General features: G+C 70.1%; 16 protein-coding genes and 1 riboswitch. Of the genes, 6 read left to right on the plus strand and 10 right to left on the minus strand.

All coding sequences use genetic code 11. The features are described 5' to 3' along the window. Positions 1-142: 142 nt before the first annotated feature. From ACFYVL_RS25925 to ACFYVL_RS25950, 6 genes are all read right to left on the minus strand, one after another. Positions 143-1,162 carry a ribonucleotide-diphosphate reductase subunit beta gene (locus ACFYVL_RS25925; protein WP_389248772.1) on the minus strand — a complete coding sequence of 340 codons (1,020 nt, stop codon included), beginning with the start codon at positions 1,160-1,162 and terminating at the stop codon, positions 143-145. Next, positions 1,162-3,561, minus strand: coding sequence for a ribonucleoside-diphosphate reductase subunit alpha (locus ACFYVL_RS25930; RefSeq protein WP_389248774.1), 2,400 nt, complete (start codon positions 3,559-3,561; stop codon positions 1,162-1,164). Before ACFYVL_RS25930 ends, ACFYVL_RS25925 begins: the two co-directional genes overlap by 1 nt. 142 nt (positions 3,562-3,703) lie before the next feature. Beyond that, a riboswitch (cobalamin riboswitch) is annotated at positions 3,704-3,846 on the minus strand. 59 nt (positions 3,847-3,905) lie between these two features. Continuing rightward, positions 3,906-4,406 (minus strand): GNAT family N-acetyltransferase, encoded by a 501-nt coding sequence (locus ACFYVL_RS25935; protein ID WP_389248776.1) that lies wholly within the window; start codon positions 4,404-4,406, stop codon positions 3,906-3,908. Between the two features lie 123 nt (positions 4,407-4,529). Beyond that, positions 4,530-4,739 (minus strand): YbdD/YjiX family protein, encoded by a 210-nt coding sequence (locus tag ACFYVL_RS25940; RefSeq protein ID WP_389248778.1) that lies wholly within the window; start codon positions 4,737-4,739, stop codon positions 4,530-4,532. Next, entirely contained in the window at positions 4,736-6,895 is a 2,160-nt protein-coding gene (locus ACFYVL_RS25945; protein WP_389249205.1) for a carbon starvation CstA family protein, read from the minus strand. The genes ACFYVL_RS25940 and ACFYVL_RS25945 overlap by 4 nt, the downstream gene beginning before the upstream one ends. Before the next feature lie 544 nt (positions 6,896-7,439). Next, the gene (locus ACFYVL_RS25950) at positions 7,440-8,279 is read right to left on the minus strand and encodes a GntR family transcriptional regulator (RefSeq protein ID WP_389248780.1); all 840 of its coding nucleotides are present in this window, start codon (positions 8,277-8,279) and stop codon (positions 7,440-7,442) included. Positions 8,280-8,700: 421 nt separating this feature from the next. Here ACFYVL_RS25950 and ACFYVL_RS25955 point away from each other — a divergent pair, with 421 nt between their 5' ends. From ACFYVL_RS25955 to ACFYVL_RS25970, 4 genes are all read left to right on the plus strand, one after another. Next, positions 8,701-9,981, plus strand: a complete 1,281-nt coding sequence (locus tag ACFYVL_RS25955) for an extracellular solute-binding protein (protein WP_389248782.1) — start codon at positions 8,701-8,703, stop codon at positions 9,979-9,981. 134 nt (positions 9,982-10,115) lie between these two features. Then, the gene (locus ACFYVL_RS25960) at positions 10,116-11,096 is read left to right on the plus strand and encodes a carbohydrate ABC transporter permease (protein ID WP_389248784.1); all 981 of its coding nucleotides are present in this window, start codon (positions 10,116-10,118) and stop codon (positions 11,094-11,096) included. Further along, positions 11,093-11,923: a carbohydrate ABC transporter permease gene (locus ACFYVL_RS25965; protein WP_389248786.1), complete on the plus strand. Its 831-nt coding sequence runs from the start codon at positions 11,093-11,095 to the stop codon at positions 11,921-11,923. Before ACFYVL_RS25960 ends, ACFYVL_RS25965 begins: the two co-directional genes overlap by 4 nt. Before the next feature lie 6 nt (positions 11,924-11,929). Continuing rightward, entirely contained in the window at positions 11,930-13,456 is a 1,527-nt protein-coding gene (locus ACFYVL_RS25970) for a glycoside hydrolase family 3 protein (RefSeq protein WP_389248788.1), read from the plus strand. Between the two features lie 83 nt (positions 13,457-13,539). Here the strand turns inward: ACFYVL_RS25970 and nagB are convergent, their stop codons facing one another. Then, complete coding sequence (nagB, locus tag ACFYVL_RS25975; RefSeq protein WP_389248790.1) at positions 13,540-14,325, minus strand: glucosamine-6-phosphate deaminase; 786 nt, start codon at positions 14,323-14,325, stop codon at positions 13,540-13,542. A 220-nt stretch (positions 14,326-14,545) separates the two neighbouring features. Next, positions 14,546-15,307, minus strand: a complete 762-nt coding sequence (locus tag ACFYVL_RS25980) for an SDR family oxidoreductase (RefSeq protein ID WP_389248792.1) — start codon at positions 15,305-15,307, stop codon at positions 14,546-14,548. Between the two features lie 81 nt (positions 15,308-15,388). Between ACFYVL_RS25980 and ACFYVL_RS25985 the strand changes: the two genes are divergently transcribed. Together ACFYVL_RS25985 and ACFYVL_RS25990 are read left to right on the plus strand one after the other, a co-directional pair. Beyond that, complete coding sequence (locus ACFYVL_RS25985) at positions 15,389-15,979, plus strand: TetR/AcrR family transcriptional regulator (RefSeq protein WP_389248794.1); 591 nt, start codon at positions 15,389-15,391, stop codon at positions 15,977-15,979. A gap of 361 nt (positions 15,980-16,340) precedes the next feature. After that, entirely contained in the window at positions 16,341-17,807 is a 1,467-nt protein-coding gene (locus tag ACFYVL_RS25990) for a sensor histidine kinase (RefSeq protein ID WP_389249206.1), read from the plus strand. 180 nt (positions 17,808-17,987) lie between these two features. Here the strand turns inward: ACFYVL_RS25990 and ACFYVL_RS25995 are convergent, their stop codons facing one another. After that, a complete protein-coding gene (locus ACFYVL_RS25995; protein WP_004937597.1) occupies positions 17,988-18,245 on the minus strand; it encodes a WhiB family transcriptional regulator in 258 nt (85 codons plus the stop codon). A 316-nt stretch (positions 18,246-18,561) separates the two neighbouring features. Then, positions 18,562-19,530, minus strand: coding sequence for a diacylglycerol/lipid kinase family protein (locus ACFYVL_RS26000; protein WP_389248796.1), 969 nt, complete (start codon positions 19,528-19,530; stop codon positions 18,562-18,564). Between the last annotated feature and the right edge of the window lie 109 nt (positions 19,531-19,639).

Here is a 19,639-nt window from a genome sequence, read left to right on the forward strand (position 1 = left end):
GGGATCCGGCACCCCGAAGTACCACGGGCGCCCCCCGCCGTGACCGCCACGCCAAACCTGCCCCCGCGGCCGCCACCGGCGGGGGCGCCGGCCCCCCCCCCCCGGGGCCGCCCCCGCCCCCACGGCAGGTGCCGAACGGACTCTAGAAGTCGTCGTCGAAGCCCACGGTGCCCTCCACCGCGACCTGGTACGCCGACGGGCGGCGTTCGAAGAAGTTGGTCAGTTCCTGGACGCCCTGGAGCTCCATGAAGGAGAAGGGGTTGGCGGAGCCGTAGACCGGGGCCAGGCCCAGGCGGGTCAGGCGCTGGTCGGCGACGCACTCCAGGTACTGGCGCATGGACTCGGTGTTCATGCCGGGCAGGCCGTCGCCGCACAGGTCGCGGCCGAACTGGAGCTCCGCGTCGACCGCTTCCTTGATCATGTCGGTGATCTGCCGGCCGAGCTCGTCGTCGAAGAGGTCCGGCTCTTCCTTGCGGACGGTGTCGACGAACGCGAAGGCGGCGTCCATGTGGCAGGTTTCGTCCCGGAACACCCAGTTGGTGCCCGTCGCCAGCCCATGCAGCAGCCCCCGCGACCGGAACCAGTACACGTACGCGAACGCGCCGTAGAAGAACAGGCCCTCGATGCAGGCCGCGAAGCAGATCAGGTTGAGCAGGAAGCGGCGGCGGTCGGCCTTCGTCTCCAGGCGGTCGATCTTCTCGACCGAGTCCATCCACTTGAAGCAGAACTGCGCCTTCTCGCGGATGGAGGGGATCTCCTCGACGGCGTCGAACGCGGCGGCGCGGTCGTCCGGGTCGGGGAGGTAGGTGTCCAGGAGCGTCAAGTAGAACTGGACGTGCACGGCCTCCTCGAAGAGCTGGCGCGAGAGGTACAGGCGCGCCTCGGGGGAGTTGATGTGCTTGTACAGGGTGAGGACGAGGTTGTTCGAGACGATCGAGTCGCCGGTCGCGAAGAACGCGACGAGGCGGCCGATCATGTGCTGCTCGCCCGGGGTGAGCTTGGCGAGGTCGGCGACGTCCGAGTGGAGGTCGACCTCCTCGACGGTCCAGGTGTTCTTGATCGCGTCCCGGTAGCGCTCGTAGAAGTCCGGGTAGCGCATCGGGCGCAGGGTCAGCTCGAAGCCGGGGTCGAGGAGGTTCTTCTCGGAGTTGGTGGTGCTCATTACTGGCAGGCCTCGCAGGACTCGGGGTTTTCCAGGGAGCAGGCGAGCGCTTCGGCGTCGGTGGCCTGCTGGACGGGGATGGGGGCGGTGGCCGCGGCCTGGGAGCCGGCGGCGCGGGCGATCCGGGTGGCCGGGCGCGAGCGCAGGTAGTACGTCGTCTTCAGGCCCTTCTTCCAGGCGTACGCGTACATCGAGCTGAGCTTGCCGATGGTGGGCGTTTCCAGGAAGAGGTTGAGGGACTGCGACTGGTCGAGGTACGGGGTGCGGGCCGCCGCCATGTCGATCAGGCCGCGCTGCGGGATCTCCCACGCGGTGCGGTACAGGTCGCGCACCTCCTGCGGGATCCAGTTGAAGCCCTGGACCGAGCCGGACGCCTCACGCAGCGCCTCGCGGGTCTGCGCGTCCCAGACGCCCAGTTCCTTGAGGTCGCGCACCAGGTAGGAGTTCACCTGGAGGAACTCGCCGGAGAGGGTCTCGCGCTTGAAGAGGTTGGAGACCTGCGGCTCGATGCACTCGTACACGCCCGCGATGGACGCGATGGTGGCGGTCGGGGCGATGGCCAGCAGGAGCGAGTTGCGCATGCCGGTCCGGGTGATGCGGGCGCGCAGGGCGTCCCAGCGCTCGGGCCAGGCGGACTCGACACCGTAGTGGTCGGGGTGCAGGACGCCGCGGGCGGTGCGGGTCTTCTCCCAGGCGGGGAGCGGGCCGCTGCGCTCGGCGAGGTCGCAGGAGGCCTCGTACGCGGCGAGCATGATGCGCTCGGCGATCCGGGTGGAGAGCGCCGCCGCCTGCGGGGAGCCGAAGGGGAGCTTCAGCTGGAAGAAGACGTCCTGGAGGCCCATGGCGCCGAGGCCGACGGGGCGCCACTTCGCGTTGGAGTTCCCGGCCTGCTCGGTCGGGTAGAAGTTGATGTCCACCACGCGGTCGAGGAAGGTGACGGCGGTGCGGACGGTCTCGTCGAGGCGGTCCCAGTCGAGGTCGCCGGCGGCGGTGTCGACGAACGCGCCGAGGTTGACCGAGCCGAGGTTGCAGACGGCGGTCTCGCCGTCGTCGGTGACCTCCAGGATCTCGGTGCAGAGGTTCGAGGAGTGCACGGTGTGGCCCGGCTCCGCCGTCTGGTTGGCGGTGCGGTTGGAGGCGTCCTTGAACGTCATCCAGCCGTTGCCGGTCTGCGCGAGGGTGCGCATCATGCGGCCGTACAGCTCGCGGGCCGGCATCGACTTCTTGGCGAGCCCGGCGGCCTCCGCCTCGCGGTAGGCGGCGTCGAACTCCTCGCCCCACAGGTCCACCAGCTCGGGGACGTCGGCGGGGGAGAAGAGCGACCAGGTGCCGTCCTGGTCCACCCGGCGCATGAACTCGTCCGGGATCCAGTGGGCGAGGTTCAGGTTGTGGGTGCGGCGGGCGTCCTCGCCGGTGTTGTCGCGGAGTTCCAGGAACTCCTCGATGTCGGCGTGCCAGGTCTCCAGGTAGACCGCTGCGGCGCCCTTGCGCCGGCCGCCCTGGTTCACGGCGGCGACGGAGGCGTCGAGGGTCTTGAGGAACGGCACGATGCCGTTGGAGTGGCCGTTGGTGCCGCGGATCAGGGAGCCGCGGGCGCGGATGCGGGAGTACGAGAGCCCGATGCCGCCCGCGTGCTTGGAGAGCCGCGCGACCTGGTGGTAGCGGTCGTAGATCGAGTCCAGCTCGTCCTGGGGGGAGTCGAGGAGGTAGCAGGACGACATCTGGGGGTGGCGGGTGCCGGAGTTGAAGAGCGTGGGGGAGGAGGGGAGGTAGTCCAGCCGGCTCATCAGGCGGTACAGCGAGGCGACCTCGGCGAGCGCCCGCTCGCTGTCGTCCTCGGCCAGGCCGGAGGCCACGCGCAGCATGAAGTGCTGGGGGGTCTCGATCACCTTGCGGGTGATCGGGTGGCGCAGCAGGTAGCGGCTGTAGACGGTGCGCAGGCCGAAGTACTCGAACCGGTCGTCGCCGGCCAGGTCGATCAGTGCGTCGAGCGCCTGGGCGTGCCGGGCGACGAAGTCCGCCGTGCGGTCCGCGATGAGCCCTTCGCGGTGGCCGACGGCGACGGAGCCGGAGAAGGCGGTGACGCCCTGGCCGGCCGCCTCGTCGCGGATGGTGCGGGTGAGGAGGCGGGCGGCGAGGCGGGAGTACGCCGGGTCCTCGGAGATCAGTCCGGCGGCGGACTCGGTGGCGAGCTCCCGCAGTTCGGCGGCGTCCGAGCCCGCGTGGCGGCCGCGCAGGGCGGCGGCGGCGACCCGGCCGGGGTCGGTGTCGGGCAGGTCGGCGGTCAGGTCGGTCAGGGTGCGCAGGAGGGCGGTGCCGGGGGCGTCCTGACCGTCCTGCTCCTGGCCGCGGGGCTGACTCCGCTCGGCGGTGGCCGGGTCGACTGGCGCGATGGTCACGTGGGGGCTCTCCCTCGCTCGGCGCCGTGCCTGCGGGGGGAACGAGGGCGCGCGGGCGCACGGCTGCCCGGCAGGGGGCGCACGTCGCCTGGCGTCCACTGGCCCTACCGCGAGGCCCGGACGTATCGGTGTCCGGATCGGTCGAACCGGACGCGCTGTCGGCAGGTCCTCGGACTTTGGCGGTACGCAAAAGCGCACAGGGCATACCGTTGCGGGACAGTTCCGGATTCGCACCGGATTCCCCTGCGGCGACAGCGAGGACGAGCATACATGTGGGGGGTGGTTCGTGGCGCACCCACCACATGTTGTGTCGCGTGCCGCGGCCGTGAGCCGCCGGAGAGGCTCTAGAGAGCCTTCTCGTATGTGAAGAGGCCCAGTCCCGGCACCGGTTCCCAGTCCCTGCCGGGGGTCCGTACGAAGCCCAGGCGCTCGTAGATCCGGTGCGCGCCGCGCATCGCCGGCTGGGTCGACATCACCAGCCGTACGACCCCTTCCTCGGCCCTCGCGCGGGCGATGCAGGCCCGTACGAGGCTCTCGCCGGCCCCGCGTCCGCGGCCCGCGTGGGCGACCGCGAGCATCCGGAACTCGGCCTCGCCGGGGACGGCGATGTCCTGGAGGGGGCTGCCCTGGGGGGCGTAGGTGACGGTGCCCAGGAGGGTGCCGTCGGCGTCGACGGCGACCAGCAGCTCGGCCTGTGCGGCCCTGGAGGCGGCGTCGCGCAGTACGCCGAGGTACGGGTCCTGCGCGCCCCCGGAGAGGAGGCCGTCGTCGAGGTAGGCGCGGGCGGTGATGTCGCCCACTTCGGAGTGTTCGGCGGGTTCGGCGGGGCGGATGTGAATGTCCATGCCGGTGAGTGTGCAACGGCGAAGGCCCGGTGTCCCAGCCCTTTGTGAGGGGCGGGACACCGGGCCGGAGCGCCCGGGGAGGTCCGGCGCCGTCGTGGGCGGGGGACCTCCGGGCGAGGCGGCTCAGCAGCAGCGGAAGCCGTCGCGCGGGTCGCCCTCGCGGGCGTCCGTGCGGCTGCGCTCGAAGGCGCGGCGGCTCATCACGGGTGCGTCGGGGTCGTGGGCCGCGGCGTGTGCGACGTAGCGGTCGTACGCCGCCTCGCCGGTCAGCTCGCGCACGTACCAGCGCAGCCGGCCGAGGCGGTGGCGTACCGCCGAGGTGTTCACGGTCATGCGTGCTCCTCGCTCCTGCGCGGGCCGCCCTCCGGTCCGACGCCCGCCGCGGCCAGTTCCGCCTTCTCCTCCTTGGTGGCGATCAGGGAGGCGGGGGCCACGTACCGGGACTCCACGTACGGCGTCTCGCTGAGCTTGATGCCCTCGGGGTGGCGGATCGCCTTCAGGATGGCACGGCCGGCCTCGAAGAGCACGACCAGGATGAGGACGGCGAACAGGATCGAAAGGACGCCGTCCACCGTGGAGTTGGTGACGATGGTCTCCATCTGGTCGCGGTTCTTGGCGAGTCCGACCTTGTCGAGGCCCTTGTCCAGGGCGCTCTGGTAGACGTCGCGCTGGGCGAAGAAGCCCACCTTGGGGTCGGCGGAGAAGATCTTCTGCCAGCTCGCGGTGAGGGTGACGGCGACGTCCCAGAGCAGCGGAACGGCCGTCACCCAGGCCCACTTGAGGCGGCCGGACTTGACCAGGAGGGTGGTGCAGACGGCGAGTGCGACGGCGGCGAGGAGCTGGTTGGCGATGCCGAACAGCGGGAAGAGCTGGTTGATGCCGCCGAGCGGGTCGTGGACGCCGACCCACAGGAAGTAGCCCCAGGCGATGACGACGATGGCGCTGGAGATCCAGATGCCGGGCTTCCAGCTGACGTTCTTGAACGGCTTGTGGAGGTTGCCCAGCATGTCCTGGAGCATGAAGCGGCCGACCCTGGTGCCGGCGTCGAGCGTCGTCAGGATGAACAGCGCCTCGAACATGATGGCGAAGTGGTACCAGAAGGCCTTCATGGCGGTGCCGCCGAACGCGGCGGAGAAGATCTCCGAGAGGCCGAGCGCGAAGGTGGGCGCGCCGCCGGTGCGGTGCAGCAGGCTGGCTTCCTCGACGTCCTTGGCGGCCTGCGCCAGGTCGTTGGGGGAGATGGTGAAGCCGAGGTTGCCGACCGCCTGCGAGGCGGCCTGCACGGTGTCACCGACCACGCCCGCGGGCGAGTTGACCGCGAAGTAGAGGCCCGGGTCGATGATGCAGGCGGCGATCAGCGCCATGATCGCGACGAACGACTCGACGAGCATCGAGCCGTAGCCGATCATCCGGATCTGGGTCTCCTTCTGCACCATCTTGGGCGTGGTGCCCGAGGAGATCAGCGAGTGGAAGCCGGAGAGGGCTCCGCAGGCGATGGTGATGAAGACGAACGGGAAGAGCGAGCCGGCGAAGACCGGGCCGGTGCCGCTGGTCGCGAACTGGGTGATGCCGTCCATCTTGAGCGTCGGCAGGGCGATGAGCACGCCGATCGCCAGCAGCGCGATCGTGCCGATCTTCATGAAGGTGGACAGGTAGTCGCGCGGGGCGAGCAGCATCCACACCGGGAGGACGGAGGCCAGGAAGCCGTATCCGACCATCCAGATGACGAGGGTGCCGGGCTCCAGGGTGAAGGTCTCCGCCCAGGAGGACTCGGCCACCCAGCCGCCCGCGACGATCGCCAGCAGCAGCAGGGCGACCCCGATCACGGACACCTCGGTGACCCGGCCCGGTCGCAGGACGCGCAGGTAGAGGCCCATGAAGAAGGCGATCGGGATGGTCATGCCGATGGAGAAGACGCCCCAGGGGGACTCGGCGAGCGCGTTCACGATGATCAGGGCGAGCACCGCGAGCAGGATGATCATGATGGCGAAGACGGCGATCAGGGCCGCGGCTCCGCCGACCGCGCCGATCTCGTCCCGGGCGATCTGGCCGAGCGAGCGGCCGTCGCGGCGGGTGGAGAAGAACAGCGTGACCATGTCCTGGACGGCACCGGCGAAGATGACGCCCGCCACGATCCAGATGGTGCCCGGCAGGTAGCCCATCTGCGCGGCGAGCACCGGGCCGACCAGGGGGCCCGCGCCGGCCACGGCCGCGAAGTGGTGGCCGAAGAGGACGCGCCGGTCGGTGGGGTGGAAGTCGACGCCGTCGTTGAGGCGTTCGGCCGGGGTGGCGCGGGTCTTGTCGACCTTGAGGACCCGGTTGGCGATGAACTTGGAGTAGAAGCGGTAGGCGATGGCGTACGAGCCGAGGGCCGCGGCCAGCATCCAGGCCGCGGACACCTCTTCGCCGCGGGACAGGGCGAGCACGGCCCAGCCGACCGCGCCGACCACTGCCACCAGGCCCCAGATCAGCATGGACTTCGGGGTCATCCTGGCGCGCGGGATCCCGCCGCCGGGGCCAGGCCCGGCCCCTGTCTCGATGTCGGCTGTCGGTCTCGGCTCTGTCATGGCGATCCGTCCCCTCGCGCGATCTTCCCTCGTGACGTGCGCGAAATCTAGGGGCTGCGACCGCGCCGCGTAACCCCCTGTCCGCATATCGGTACGGAAACGGGGCGACCACCGCAGGTCAGAGGCGTACCAACGTCAACCGGCCGGGCCGGGCCGGGCATCGGCGGACGGCCGTGCGGCGACGCGGCGCGACGGGTGCGACGAGGGCCCCGACGATTTCAGGCATACCTGTCCACGGACGGAGGGCCGGAAGGGTTCACCGCGGGGGCGGTTTTCGGCAGACGGGCTCGCGTTTCGGCAGACGGGCTCGCGGCGGGGCGGGCGGCGGCGGGGTCGGGCGGCTGTCGGGCCGGGCGACGGCGGGGTCGGGCGACGGTGGGGCCCGGCGACGGCGGGGCCGGGCGACGGCTGGGCCCGGGGCGGGTGGCCCGGGGTCCCGGACGCGCCGCCCGCACCGTCCGGCCGGTCAGTCCTGCGGGCGCTGGAGCCTGGCGACGAACTTGTAGCGGTCGCCGCGGTAGACCGAGCGCACCCACTCCACCGGCTCGCCGCCGCGGTCCAGCGAGTGCCGCGAGAGCATCAGCATCGGCAGCCCGACGTCGGTGCCCAGCAGTCCCGCCTCGCGCGGGGTGGCCAGCGAGGTCTCGATGGTCTCCTCGGCCTCGGAGAGGTGGACGTCGTAGACCTCGGCGAGCGCGGTGTAGAGCGAGGTGTACTTCACCAGCGAGCGGCGCAGCGCCGGGAACCGCTTGGCGGACAGGTGGGTCGTCTCGATCGCCATCGGCTCGCCGCTGGCCAGCCGGAGCCGCTCGATGCGCAGCACCCGGCCGCCGGTGGTGATGTCCAGCAGGCCCGCGAGGGTGTCGTCGGCGGTGACGTACCCGATGTCCAGCAGCTGGGAGGTGGGTTCGAGGCCCTGGGCACGCATGTCCTCGGTGTACGAGGTGAGTTGGAGCGACTGTGAGACCTTCGGCTTGGCGACGAAGGTGCCCTTGCCCTGGATGCGCTCCAGCCTGCCCTCGACGACCAGTTCCTGGAGGGCCTGGCGGACCGTGGTGCGGGAGGTGTCGAACTCGGCTGCCAGAGTGCGCTCCGGCGGCACCGGGGTGCCGGGCGGCAGGGTCTCGGTCATGTCGAGCAAGTGCCGCTTGAGGCGGTAGTACTTGGGGACGCGGGCGGTGCGGGTGGGCGCGCCCGTGGTGGGCGCCGGGTCGCTCTCGGTGACCGTGCCGGTCCCGGCGGCGTGGCTGATCGGCGTGCCTTCCACGGTCCCCGTGCCTTCCGTGCTTCCCCCGTCGGTGGTCATGGTGCTCCGCCTTCCCGGTTCCTGCGCTGCTGCCGTCACCGGCTCCTCCGTCTGTCGCGGCTCAGAGCGATCGGCACACGGGGGTCGGTCTCCCGTGTGCCGGCCGGTCTCTCATGGATGGTGGCACGGTCCGCCGCGCGGAGCTCGGGCTCCGCGCGATTCCTTCTTATACACCGCGTCGCCCGGGGACGCGGTGGCCGCAGGGGCCTGTGGGGCCTTCGGCGACACCCCAGGTGTCGGTCCGATAACGGACGCATCGCGGCGTCTTACTCACCCTTGACACCCCAAAAGGTCTAGGCCAAGCTCCGGGTACTGGTCTAAACCATTAAAGACCAGGTCCCAGTCCCACAGGCCGTACTTCGTGCGTTGTCCTCGCGGTGGGCAGGGGGTTTCAGGCATCCCTGAGCAGGAGAGTGGCGTAATGAAGCGCAAGCTCATCGCGGCGATTGGCGTCGCCGGCATGTTGGTCAGCGTCGCGGCGTGTGGCGGTACGGACAGCAAGGACGACGGCAAGAAGGCCGGCGCCGACGGCTTCAAGGGCGAGACCCTCACCGTCTGGGCCATGGACGGTTCGACCCCGCCGAACTGGACCAAGGACCTCACCGCCGAGTTCGAGAAGAAGACCGGCGCCAAGCTGAAGTTCGAGGTCCAGAAGTGGGAGGGCATCCAGCAGAAGCTGACGACCGCCCTCTCCGAGGAGAACCCTCCCGACGTCTTCGAGATCGGCAACACGCAGACCGCCGCGTACGCCAAGACCGGCGGCCTGGCCGACCTGGGCGACCTCAAGAAGGAGATCGGCGCCGACTGGGCCGAGAACTTCAACAAGGCCTCGGTCGTCGACGGCAAGCAGTACGCCGCCCCGTGGTGGTTCGCCAACCGCGTCGTGGTCTACAACAAGGCCGTCTTCAAGGAGGCCGGTGTCACCGAGGTCCCCAAGACCCGTGACGAGTTCTTCAAGGCGCTCGACAAGATCAAGGCCAAGGGCAAGGCCGAGCCGCTCTACCTGCCCGGCCAGAACTGGTACTTCTTCGACGGCATCACCATCGGCAAGGGTGCTGACCTGATCAAGAAGGACGGCGACAAGTGGGTCTCCAACCTGGACGACCCGAAGATCGGCGAGGCCGCCGAGCTGTACAAGAAGTACCAGGCCTACTCCAAGGCCCCCAAGGACAAGGACGAGGCCACCCCGCAGCAGGCCGACGTCTTCGCCAAGGGCAAGACCGGCGCCTTCATCGGCATGGGCTGGGAGGCCGGCACGGCCGTCAAGGCCAACCCGGCGCTGGAGAAGGACATCGGCTACTTCACCATTCCGGGTGAGACCGCCGACAAGCCCGAGGGCGTCTTCCTCGGCGGCTCGAACTTCGCCGTGGCCGAGGGCAGCAAGAAGCAGGCGCTCGCCAAGGAGTTCCTGAAGCTGGCGCTCTCCGACAAGTTCGAGGGCGCGCTCGCCAAGGAGTCCGGGGTCATCCCGAACAAGGAGTCGCTCAACTCCAACCTGACCGGCAACCCGGTGGCCGAGGCCGCCGCGCCGTCCGCCAAGTTCGGTGGCACCACCCCGCTGATCCCCGAGTGGGCCGCGGTGGAGAACAACCCGAACCCGATCAAGACCTACCTGACGGCGGTCCTGAACGGCAAGACCCCGGCCGAGGCGGCCAAGCAGGTCGAGGGCGAGCTCAACAAGCGTCTCTCGCAGAAGCAGTAATCCTCCTGCCGGGTCCCGGTCCCGCCGTGCGCGCGGGACCGGGACCCGGCAGTCAGCCGTGCGCCTCCCCGCCCGGCTGTGTCCCGCAGTGCCCTCACTGCGTCCTGCAGTGCGCCTAGGAAGAGATGGCGAGCATGACCGTGCAGACCGAACGGCCGCCCTCCGGTCCGACGGAGATCCACAAGGAGGCCGGCGCAGCTCCGGCCGAGCCGGGGAGGCGGCGCAGAGCCGGTTCCCTGACTCCCTATCTGCTGCTGTTGCCCCCCGTGGCCGCGGTGCTGGTCTTCCTGGGCTGGCCACTGCTCAAGAACGTCCTCATCTCGTTCCAGAACCTCAACATGAGGCAGCTGATCCAGCACCTCACGGAGTGGAACGGCACCGACAACTACGGTGAGGTTCTCAGCAGCAAGGAGTTCTGGAGCGTTACCGGGCGCTCGATCGCCTTCACGGCCGCCAACGTCGTGCTGATCATGGTGATCGGCACCCTGATGGGCCTGTTGCTGGTACGTCTCGGCAAGCGCATGCGGGTCGTGTTGATGATCGGGCTGGTGCTCGCCTGGGCGATGCCCGTTGTCGCCGCGACCACCGTTTACCAGTGGCTCTTCGCCCAGCGCTTCGGCGTCGTCAACTGGGTGCTGGACGCACTCGGCTTTCACTCGATGGCCGACTACAACTGGACCGGCAGCCAGCTGTCCACCTTCTTCGTGATCATGGTCCTGATCGTCTGGCAGTCGATCCCCTTCGTGGCACTCAACCTGTACGCCGCGAGTACGACCATCCCCAAGGAGCTGTACGAGGCAGCCGCGCTGGACGGCGCAGGCTCCTGGAAGAGCTTCACCCAGGTCACCCTGCCGTTCCTGAAGCCCTTCCTTTTCGCCACGACGTTCCTCGAGATCATCTGGGTCTTCAAGGCGTTCGTCCAGGTGTACGCGATCAACGCGGGCGGCCCCGACCGCCTCACCGAGATTCTGCCCGTCTACGCCTACATCGAAGGCATGGGCAACCAGCACTTCGGCATGGGCTCGGCGATCTCCGTCCTGACCATCCTGATTCTGCTGCTGCTCACCGCGTACTACCTGCGGATCGTTCTTAAGCAAGAGGAGGACGAGCGATGAAGCGCTCTCTGCTCGGCCGCATCTGGCCCAACGCGACGGCAGCCCTGCTCGTCATCGGTCTTGTCTTCCCGGTCTACTGGATGTTCGCGACGGCGTTCAAGAAGACGCCGGACATCGTCTCCGACACCCCCGTCTGGTTCCCGACGGACATCACCTTCGAGCACTTCAAGACCGCGATCGACGCCGAGAACTTCGGTGTCATGGTGCGCAACTCGCTCACCGTCACGATCCTCGCGGTGGTCTTCTCGCTGATCCTCGCCCTGGCCGGCTCCTTCGCGCTCGCCCGGATGCGGTTCAAGGGGCGGCGCGGCTTCATCATCGGCTTCATGGTCGCGCAGATGGCGCCCTGGGAAGTCATGGTCATCGCGATCTACTTCATCGTGCGCGACGCCGACATGCTCAACAGCCTGATCCCGCTGACGGCCTTCTACATGGTCATGGTGCTGCCCTTCACCCTCCTGACGCTGCGCGGCTTCGTCGCCGCCGTGCCCAAGGAGCTGGAGGAGTCCGCGATGGTCGACGGCTGCACCCGCCGTCAGGCCTTCGTGAAGGTGATCCTGCCGCTGCTGGCCCCCGGCCTGATGTCGACCTCGCTGTTCGGATTCATCACCGCCTGGAACGAAGTCCCCATGGTGCTTGTCCTGAACAAGCAGGCCGAGTTCCAGACCCTGCCGTTGTGGCTGACGCAGTTCCAGACGCAGTTCGGCGACGACTGGGGCGCCACCATGGCAGCCTCCTCGCTGTTCGCCATCCCGATCCTCATCCTCTTCGTCTTCCTCCAGCGCAAGGCGGTCAGTGGTCTGACCGACGGCGCGGTGAAGGGATAAGCAGCCATGACGACGCTCATCAGCCGCACGGACACCCTCACCCGGGACGCCCTCGCCGTCCTCCAGCCCGGATTCACCGGCACCACCGCCCCCGACTGGCTGCTGCGCAGCGTCGCCGAAGGGCTCAGCTCGGTGGGCCTGTTCGGCCGCAACATCGCCTCCCCCGAGCAGCTGGCGGCGCTCACCGCCCGGCTGCGGGCCGAGCGGGACGACGTCCTGGTCGCCATCGACGAGGAGGGCGGCGACGTCACGCGCCTGGAGGTGCGCGGCGGCTCCTCCTTCCCCGGCAACCTCGCCCTCGGCGCCGTCGACGACACCGCGCTGACCCGCGACGTGGCCCGCGAGCTGGGCCTGCGGCTCGCCGAGTGCGGCGTCAACCTGAACTGGGCGCCGTCCGCGGACGTCAACTCCGACCCGGGCAACCCGGTCATCGGCGTACGGTCCTTCGGCGCGGACCCGCTGCTGGTGGCCCGGCACACCGCCGCGTACATCGAGGGACTCCAGTCCGCCGGTGTCGCCGCCTGCACCAAGCACTTCCCCGGCCACGGCGACACCGCCGTCGACTCGCACCACGACATGCCCCGGATCGATGTGGGCCTGGACACACTCCACGCCCGTGAACTGGTGCCTTTCCGGGCAGCCATCGCCGCGGGTTCCAAATCGGTCATGAGTGCGCATATTCTTCTCCCTGCGCTCGACCCCACCCGTCCCGCGACTCTCAGCCCGCAGATCCTCACCGGTCTGCTGCGCGAGGAGCTGGGCTACCAGGGGCTGATCATCACGGACGGCATGGAGATGCAGGCCATCTCCGCGACGTACGGAATCGAGCGCGGCTCCGTGCTGGCGATCGCCGCGGGCGCCGACGCGATCTGCGTGGGCGGCGGCCTGGCCGACGAGGGGACCGTTCTGCGGCTGCGCGACGCGCTGGTCGCCGCGGTCCGCTCCGGCGAACTGTCACAGGAGCGGCTGGCCGACGCGGCGGCCCGGGTTCGTGCCCTGGCCACGTGGACGCAGACGGCCCGGACTTCGGGGCCGGGCGCGGAAGTGCAGGAGGGGACCGCGCCCGGCAACGAGACCGGACGCGACCGTGAGGTGGGCCTCACCGCGGCCCGCCGTGCCGTGCGCGTCACCCGCGCCCCGGGCGCCCGGCCCGTCACTTCCGCCGCGTACGTGGCGGCCCTCACCCCCGTCGCGAACATCGCGGTGGGCGACGAGACCCCGTGGGGCGTCGCCGCCGATCTGGCCCGGCTGCTGCCGGGCACCGAGACGGGCGTCTTCGACGCCTCGACGGGCTCCGCGCAGGCCGTGCTGGCCGCCGCGGGCGAGCGCCGGATCGTCGCCGTCGTGCGCGACGAGCACCGGCACCCGTGGATGGCCGCCGCGCTCGACGCGCTGCTGGCCGCCCGCCCCGACACCGTCGTGGTCGAGATGGGCGTGCCCCAGTCGGCCCCGCGCGGTGCGCTGCACGTCGCGACGCACGGCGCGGCAAGGGTCTGCGGCCAGGCGGCCGCAGAGGCGATCACCGGCCGCTGAGCGGCCGGCGCACCGCGAAGGGCCGGGTAACCCGTGGGGGGTTTGCCCGGCCCTTCGTGGTGCCGCGGTGGGGGAGGGGGCGGTTACAGCCCCTGCCACACCGGCTTGTTGACGTAGGTGTGGCGGAAGTAGTCGGCCAGCTTCAGCTTGGAGGCCGCCGCCTCGTCGACGACGACCGTCGCGTGCGGGTGCAGCTGGAGCGCGGAGGCCGGTACGAGCGCGGAGAGCGGGCCCTCGACGGTCTGCGCGACGGCCTCGGCCTTGCCCTCGCCGGTGGCCAGCAGCACCAGGTGGCGGGCGTCCAGGATGGTGCCGATGCCCTGGGTGATGACGTGCCGCGGGACCTGGGCGGTGTCGCCGTCGAAGAAGCGCGCGTTGTCGTCGATGGTCTGCTGGGTCAGCGTCTTGATCCGGGTGCGCGAGGCGAGCGAGGAGCACGGCTCGTTGAAGCCGATGTGGCCGTCGGTGCCGATGCCCAGCAGCTGGAGGTCCACGCCGCCGGCCTCGCCGAGCGCCTTGTCGTACGCCTCGCAGGCCGCCTGGACGTCCTCGGCGGACCCGTCGGGGCCGAAGAACGACGCCTCGGTCAGCCCGAGCGGCTCCACGACCTCGCGCAGCACGGTGGCCCGGTAGGACTCCGGGTGCCCGGCCGGCAGGCCCACGTACTCGTCCAGCTGGCAGATGCGGGCCCGGGAGGCGTCCACCTCGCCGGCCGCCACCTTGGCGGTCAGCGCCTGGTAGATCGGCAGCGGGGACGAACCCGTGGCCACACCGAGCAGGGCGTCGGGCTTGCGGCCCAGCAGGTTCACGATGCTCTGCGCGATGAGCTCGCCGCCTGCCTTGGCGTCCGGAACGATGACAACTTCCACGCTGATGCCTGCCAATCTGGAAGAGGGGGTGCGGGTGGGGAAGGGGAGCCGAAAACGATCTGTGGTATAGACCAATCTAGCAGAGGAGACCCCTTCTCAGCTGCTCTCCCACCAGTCCCGCGGGCGACGATCCGCGGAACTCTCCGCCCCTCCATCGTCAACCGTCCCCCGCCCTCCGGCACCTCGGCACCCGGCCCGCCGGCGGCGGCCCGGCCGCACCTCAGCCCAGCGAGCCGCCCGTGGCGTCCAGCCAGTGCCCGGTGACCCAGCGGGCGTCGTCGGAGGCCAGGAAGGCCACCACGTCCGCGATGTCGGAGGGGGTGCCGACCCGCCCCAGGGCCGAGAGCGCCGCCGCGCCCGCCCAGGCCTCGTCGCTCGCCCGCAGCCAGCTCGCGTTCACGTCCGTGTCGACGACCCCGGGGGCCACCGAGTTGACCGTGATGCCGCGCGGGCCGAGCGTCTTGGCCAGGTCGCGGGTGAAGACCTCCAGGGCGCCCTTGGTCATGGAGTACGCGATCAGGTCGGGCATCACGGCGGAGTGCGCCAGCCCGGTGGAGACGTTGACGATCCGGCCCCCGTCGCGCAGCCGCCCGGCGCCCTGCTGGGCGAGGAAGAACGGCGCCCTGGTGTTCACCGCGAAGAGCCGGTCGAAGTCGCTCTCGCCGATGTCGGCGAAGGAGTCCGAGGCGCCGATGCCGGCGTTGTTGACCAGGATGTCCAGCCCGTCCGCGTGCCGGTCGAACGCGGCCCACAGCCCCGCCACGTCCCCCGGGACCCCCAGCTCCTGTCCGATCGCGAAGGCCGAGCCGCCCGCCGCCCCGATCGTCTCCACGACCTCCTTGGCCGCCGCCTCGTTCGAGCCGTAGTGCACGGCGACCCGCGCCCCGTCCCGGCCCAGCCGCTCGGCGATGCCGCGCCCGATGCCCCGGCTGCCGCCCGTGACCAGTGCCGTCCTGCCCTCAAGACGCTTGAGCGTGCTCATGGCTGCGCCCCCTCTTTCCGTAGTGGTCGTTACAGAAAGGACCGTAGCAGATAATTTAACGACCGCTATAGAATTGGGCGCATGGCGACGAAACAGCGCGGCAGGCCCCGGTCCTTCGACCGCCAGGAGGCCCTGGAGAAGGCCACGCTGGCGTTCTGGGAGCACGGCTACGAGCCGACCTCCCTGACCCAGCTCACCCGTGCGATGGGCATCAGCGCGCCCAGCCTGTACGCCGCCTTCGGCGACAAGGAGGCGCTCTTCGGGGAGGTGGTGAGCGCCTACGCCCGGACCCACGGGGCCTTCGCGTCCCGCGCCCTGGAGGAGGAGCCCACCGCCCGCGCCGCGATCGGCCGGATGCTGCACGAGGCCGCCGCCGCGTACACGGACCCCGCCCACCCGCGCGGCTGCATGGTGATCTCGGCCGCCACCAACTGCGCCACGGCCGGTGTGGAGGAGGCCCTGCGCGAGCGCCGCAACGCCAACCTCGCCGCCTTCGAGTCCCGGATCCGCGCCGACATCGCCTCCGGCGAACTCCCGGCCTCCATCGACGCCGGGGCCCTGGCCCGCTTCTCCGGCGCCGTGCTCCAGGGCATGTCCCAGCAGGCCCGGGACGGCGCGGGCCGGGAGGAACTGGAAGCGGTGGCGGCCCTGGCGATGACGGCCTGGCCGTAGCGGCGGCGCGGGGGCGCGGGGAGAGCGGCGTCGCGGCCCGCGAAGGGTCCCGAAACGCCCGCGGCCCGGGGGAGGAGCCCCCGGAAATACCCGCGGGCCACGGCGCCCGGTGGGACCCTCAGCCCACCCGGCACCGCAGCCCGGAGTTGCATCGGCCGGCGGCGTGCGGTGCCTCCGGCCGTGTGGAGGGGGCGGGCGCAGTCAGGGCAGAGAGCGCCGCGTCCCTCGGTTTCACCCTCCTGTGCGGGGAGGATGAAGTTCTTTGCCCGGCCATTGTGGACTAGACCACTAAGCCCTGTCTACGGGAAGCGCACCACCGGTTGTCAACGAGGTTACGGGTATGTTCGTGCCCGTGCCCTCCATGAACGATCTCGTACGCCAGCACACCGCCCTCAGCGAGTCCGACCTCGAATGGCTCCACCTGCTGGTTTCGGAGTGGCAGCTGCTCTCCGACCTGTCCTTCGCCGACCTCGTGCTGTGGGTCCCGACCCTCGACGGCACCCGTTACGTGTCGGTGGCACAGATGCGGCCCAACACCGGGCCCACCTCGTACCACGACGACATGGTCGGCCACCTCGTGCCGCGCGGCCGGCGCCCGCTGCTGGACGCCGCCCTGGACGAGGGGCGGATCGTGCGCGAGGGCGACCCGGAGTGGCGCGAGGAGGTCCCGGTCCGGGTGGAGTCCATCCCGGTGCGCCGCGAGGGCCGGGTGCTCGGCGTCATCGGCCGCAACACCAACCTGCTCACCGTGCGCACCCCGAGCCGCCTCGAACTCACCTATCTGCAGAGCGCCTCCGACCTGGCCCAGATGATCGCCGCGGGCTCCTTCCCCTTCCCCGGCCAGCAGGTCGACATGGACGCCTCCCCGCGCGTCGGCGACGGCCTCATCCGGCTCGACGCCGACGGGATCGTCCAGTACGCGAGCCCCAACGCGCTGTCCGCGTACCACCGCCTCGGCCTCGCCACCGACCTCGTCGGCCACCACCTCGGACAGGCCACCGCCGAACTCGCGCCGTCCCGCGGCCCGGTGGACGAGGCCCTGGTCAAGCTGGCCAGCGGCTACGCCCCGCGCGAGACGGAGGTCGAGGGCGGCGGGGGAGTGATCCAGCTGCGCGCCATCCCGCTCAAGCCCAAGGGCACCCGGATCGGCTCCCTGGTGCTCTGCCGCGACGTGACGGAACTCCGCCGTCGGGAGCGGGAGTTGATCACCAAGGACGCCACCATCCGGGAGATCCACCACCGGGTGAAGAACAACCTCCAGACGGTGGCCGCACTGTTGAGACTCCAGTCCCGGAGGATGGACTCCGAGCAGGGCCGCGAGGCGCTCAACGAGGCGGTGCGCCGGGTCGGTTCGATCGCCATCGTCCACGAGACGCTGTCCCAGAACCTGGACGAGCGGGTGGAGTTCGACGAGATCGCCGACCGGGTGCTGGCGATGGTGGCCGAGATCTCCCCGGGCAAGGTGAGCTGCCGGCGCACCGGCCGCTTCGGCATCCTGGACGCGGAGGTCGCCACCCCGCTCTCCATGGTGCTCACCGAGATCCTGCAGAACGCCCTGGAGCACGGCTTCGCCCAGGGCGAGCAGGGCAGCGTCGAGGTCTCCGCCCTGCGCGGCGGCACCTCGGCCGAGGCCCGGCTGCTGATCACGGTGCTCGACGACGGCCGCGGCCTGCCCGAGGGCTTCGACCCGAAGCGGGCCGGGAACCTCGGACTCCAGATCGTCCGGACCCTGGTGGAGGGCGAGTTGGGCGGCACCTTCGACATGCTCCCCGGCCCCGAGCGCGGCACCCGCGTGGTGCTGGACATACCGGTACGGCCGCAGAAGTAGCCGTCGCGGCGCAAAGCTATGCACGCCGCACAGCGAAGAGCCCCGGACCGAGGTGACGGTCCGGGGCTCAACTGCTCACGCTTTACTGCGCATTGGGGGGTACTGCGCGCTGCGATTCGGGGGCGGTGACTGCATACGCGCTGTATGCGCCGCCGAGCAAAGGCTCGAAGCAGGGTGGGGTCAGGCGGTCGCGTTGCGAGCCCGGTTGCGAGCGGCGCGGCGCTTCATCGCGCGGCGCTCGTCCTCGCTGAGGCCACCCCAGACGCCCGAGTCCTGGCCGGACTCAAGCGCCCACTGCAGGCACTGCTCCATGACGGGGCAGCGGCGGCAGACGGCCTTGGCTTCCTCGATCTGCAGCAGCGCAGGACCGGTGTTGCCGATGGGGAAGAACAGCTCCGGGTCTTCCTCACGACAAACGGCGTTGTGACGCCAGTCCATGGCTGCTACCTCTCCTTGTGTCAAACACGTTGCTTGTGAATGTGAACGCTTTCACGAATCCCCTCACGAGGGAAGGCCCGACTTCCAGCGAACACTGGTTGTGGTCTTGAGTGTGAGGAGGGATTCTGGTTCTCAGGGAGGCCGGTGTTGCGGGCCGTCCCGATCGCCATGAAGAGACTCGCAAACCTCGACGGCGGATACAACCCCTTCCGGCAAGTTTTTTTTGATTCCTCGGTGTCGGCTAGGTCACAGCCGTACTTCTACAGGGTGGATGGCAGTCCGTACGTTCGAGATAAAGGACTTTGGGCCCTTCCACTCACACAATCACACGCAGTGCACGGCGAACGCCTGTGAACGCAACGCTCGTACGGAGCCCCAGGTGGTCACCGTCCATTTGAAGGGGCAGTGGGACCTTCGAATGCAAGGTGAAGTCTGTGAGGTCATGCAGCGTTACCGCGTGCTTACCGTGCGGGCCGCGTTCCGGGGTCGAAGTGAGCAGCTGAGTGGCGTACCGGGTGACCGCCGGAGTGGAGAGCCGGCTCAGTCCGAGGACGTCCAGAGCGGTTTCGAAGGACGCCTCGGGGGAGGCGTACAGCGGACGATTGCCCAGGTAGGTCCAGGGAGAGGTGTTGCAGACTATCGACAGGACCAGGTCGGTCACCGGGTCGTGGCCGGGGCGCTCCAGCGTGATCACCCCGTGCCTGCGGTGCGGCTCGTCGAGGAACTGCCGTACCACCTGGCGCAGATAAAGGGCGTGCGTCGAACGCTTTCCGCGTTCCCGTTGCTGTTCGACCCGGCCGATGACTCCGGCGTCGAATCCGAGTCCGGCGCAGAAAGTGAACCAGCGTTCCGGAACTGCTTCGTCCTCCGTTCCCGGTACGCCCTTTGTGAGCCCGAGGCTCACTGTCCGTTCGCTTCCGGTACGCAATGCGTCGAGAAGGGCACCGGTCGCTTCCACGGCGTCATTGGGAAGGCCGAGCGCACGGGCGAAGACATTCGTGGAACCGCCGGGGACGACCGCGAATCCGGGCACCCGCTCGGGGTCCGGGCCGTGGTGCAGGAGGCCGTTCACGACCTCGTTGACCGTGCCGTCGCCGCCGAGGGCGACGACCAGCTCGACGTCCTTGCTCTCGGTGGCCCTGCGGCCCAGGTCGCGGGCGTGGCCGCGGTACTCGGTGGTGACCGTCTCCAGCTTCATCTCGCTCGCGAGGGCGTGGATGAGGACGTCCCGGGTGCGGGCACTGGTGGTGGTTGCTGCTGGATTGACCACGAGAAGTGCGCGCATGCGCAGCAGATTACCGGCCGCCAGTGCGCGGGTCGTCCTCCGGTACGACCGGCCGGTGTGCGGCGGCCGGCTCCGGCGCGACCGCCCGGTGGCCGCCGACCGGCGGCCG

The sequence above is a fragment of the Streptomyces sp. NPDC004111 genome (assembly GCF_042874215.1).
In the GTDB taxonomy this organism is placed as follows: Bacteria; Actinomycetota; Actinomycetes; order Streptomycetales; family Streptomycetaceae; genus Streptomyces.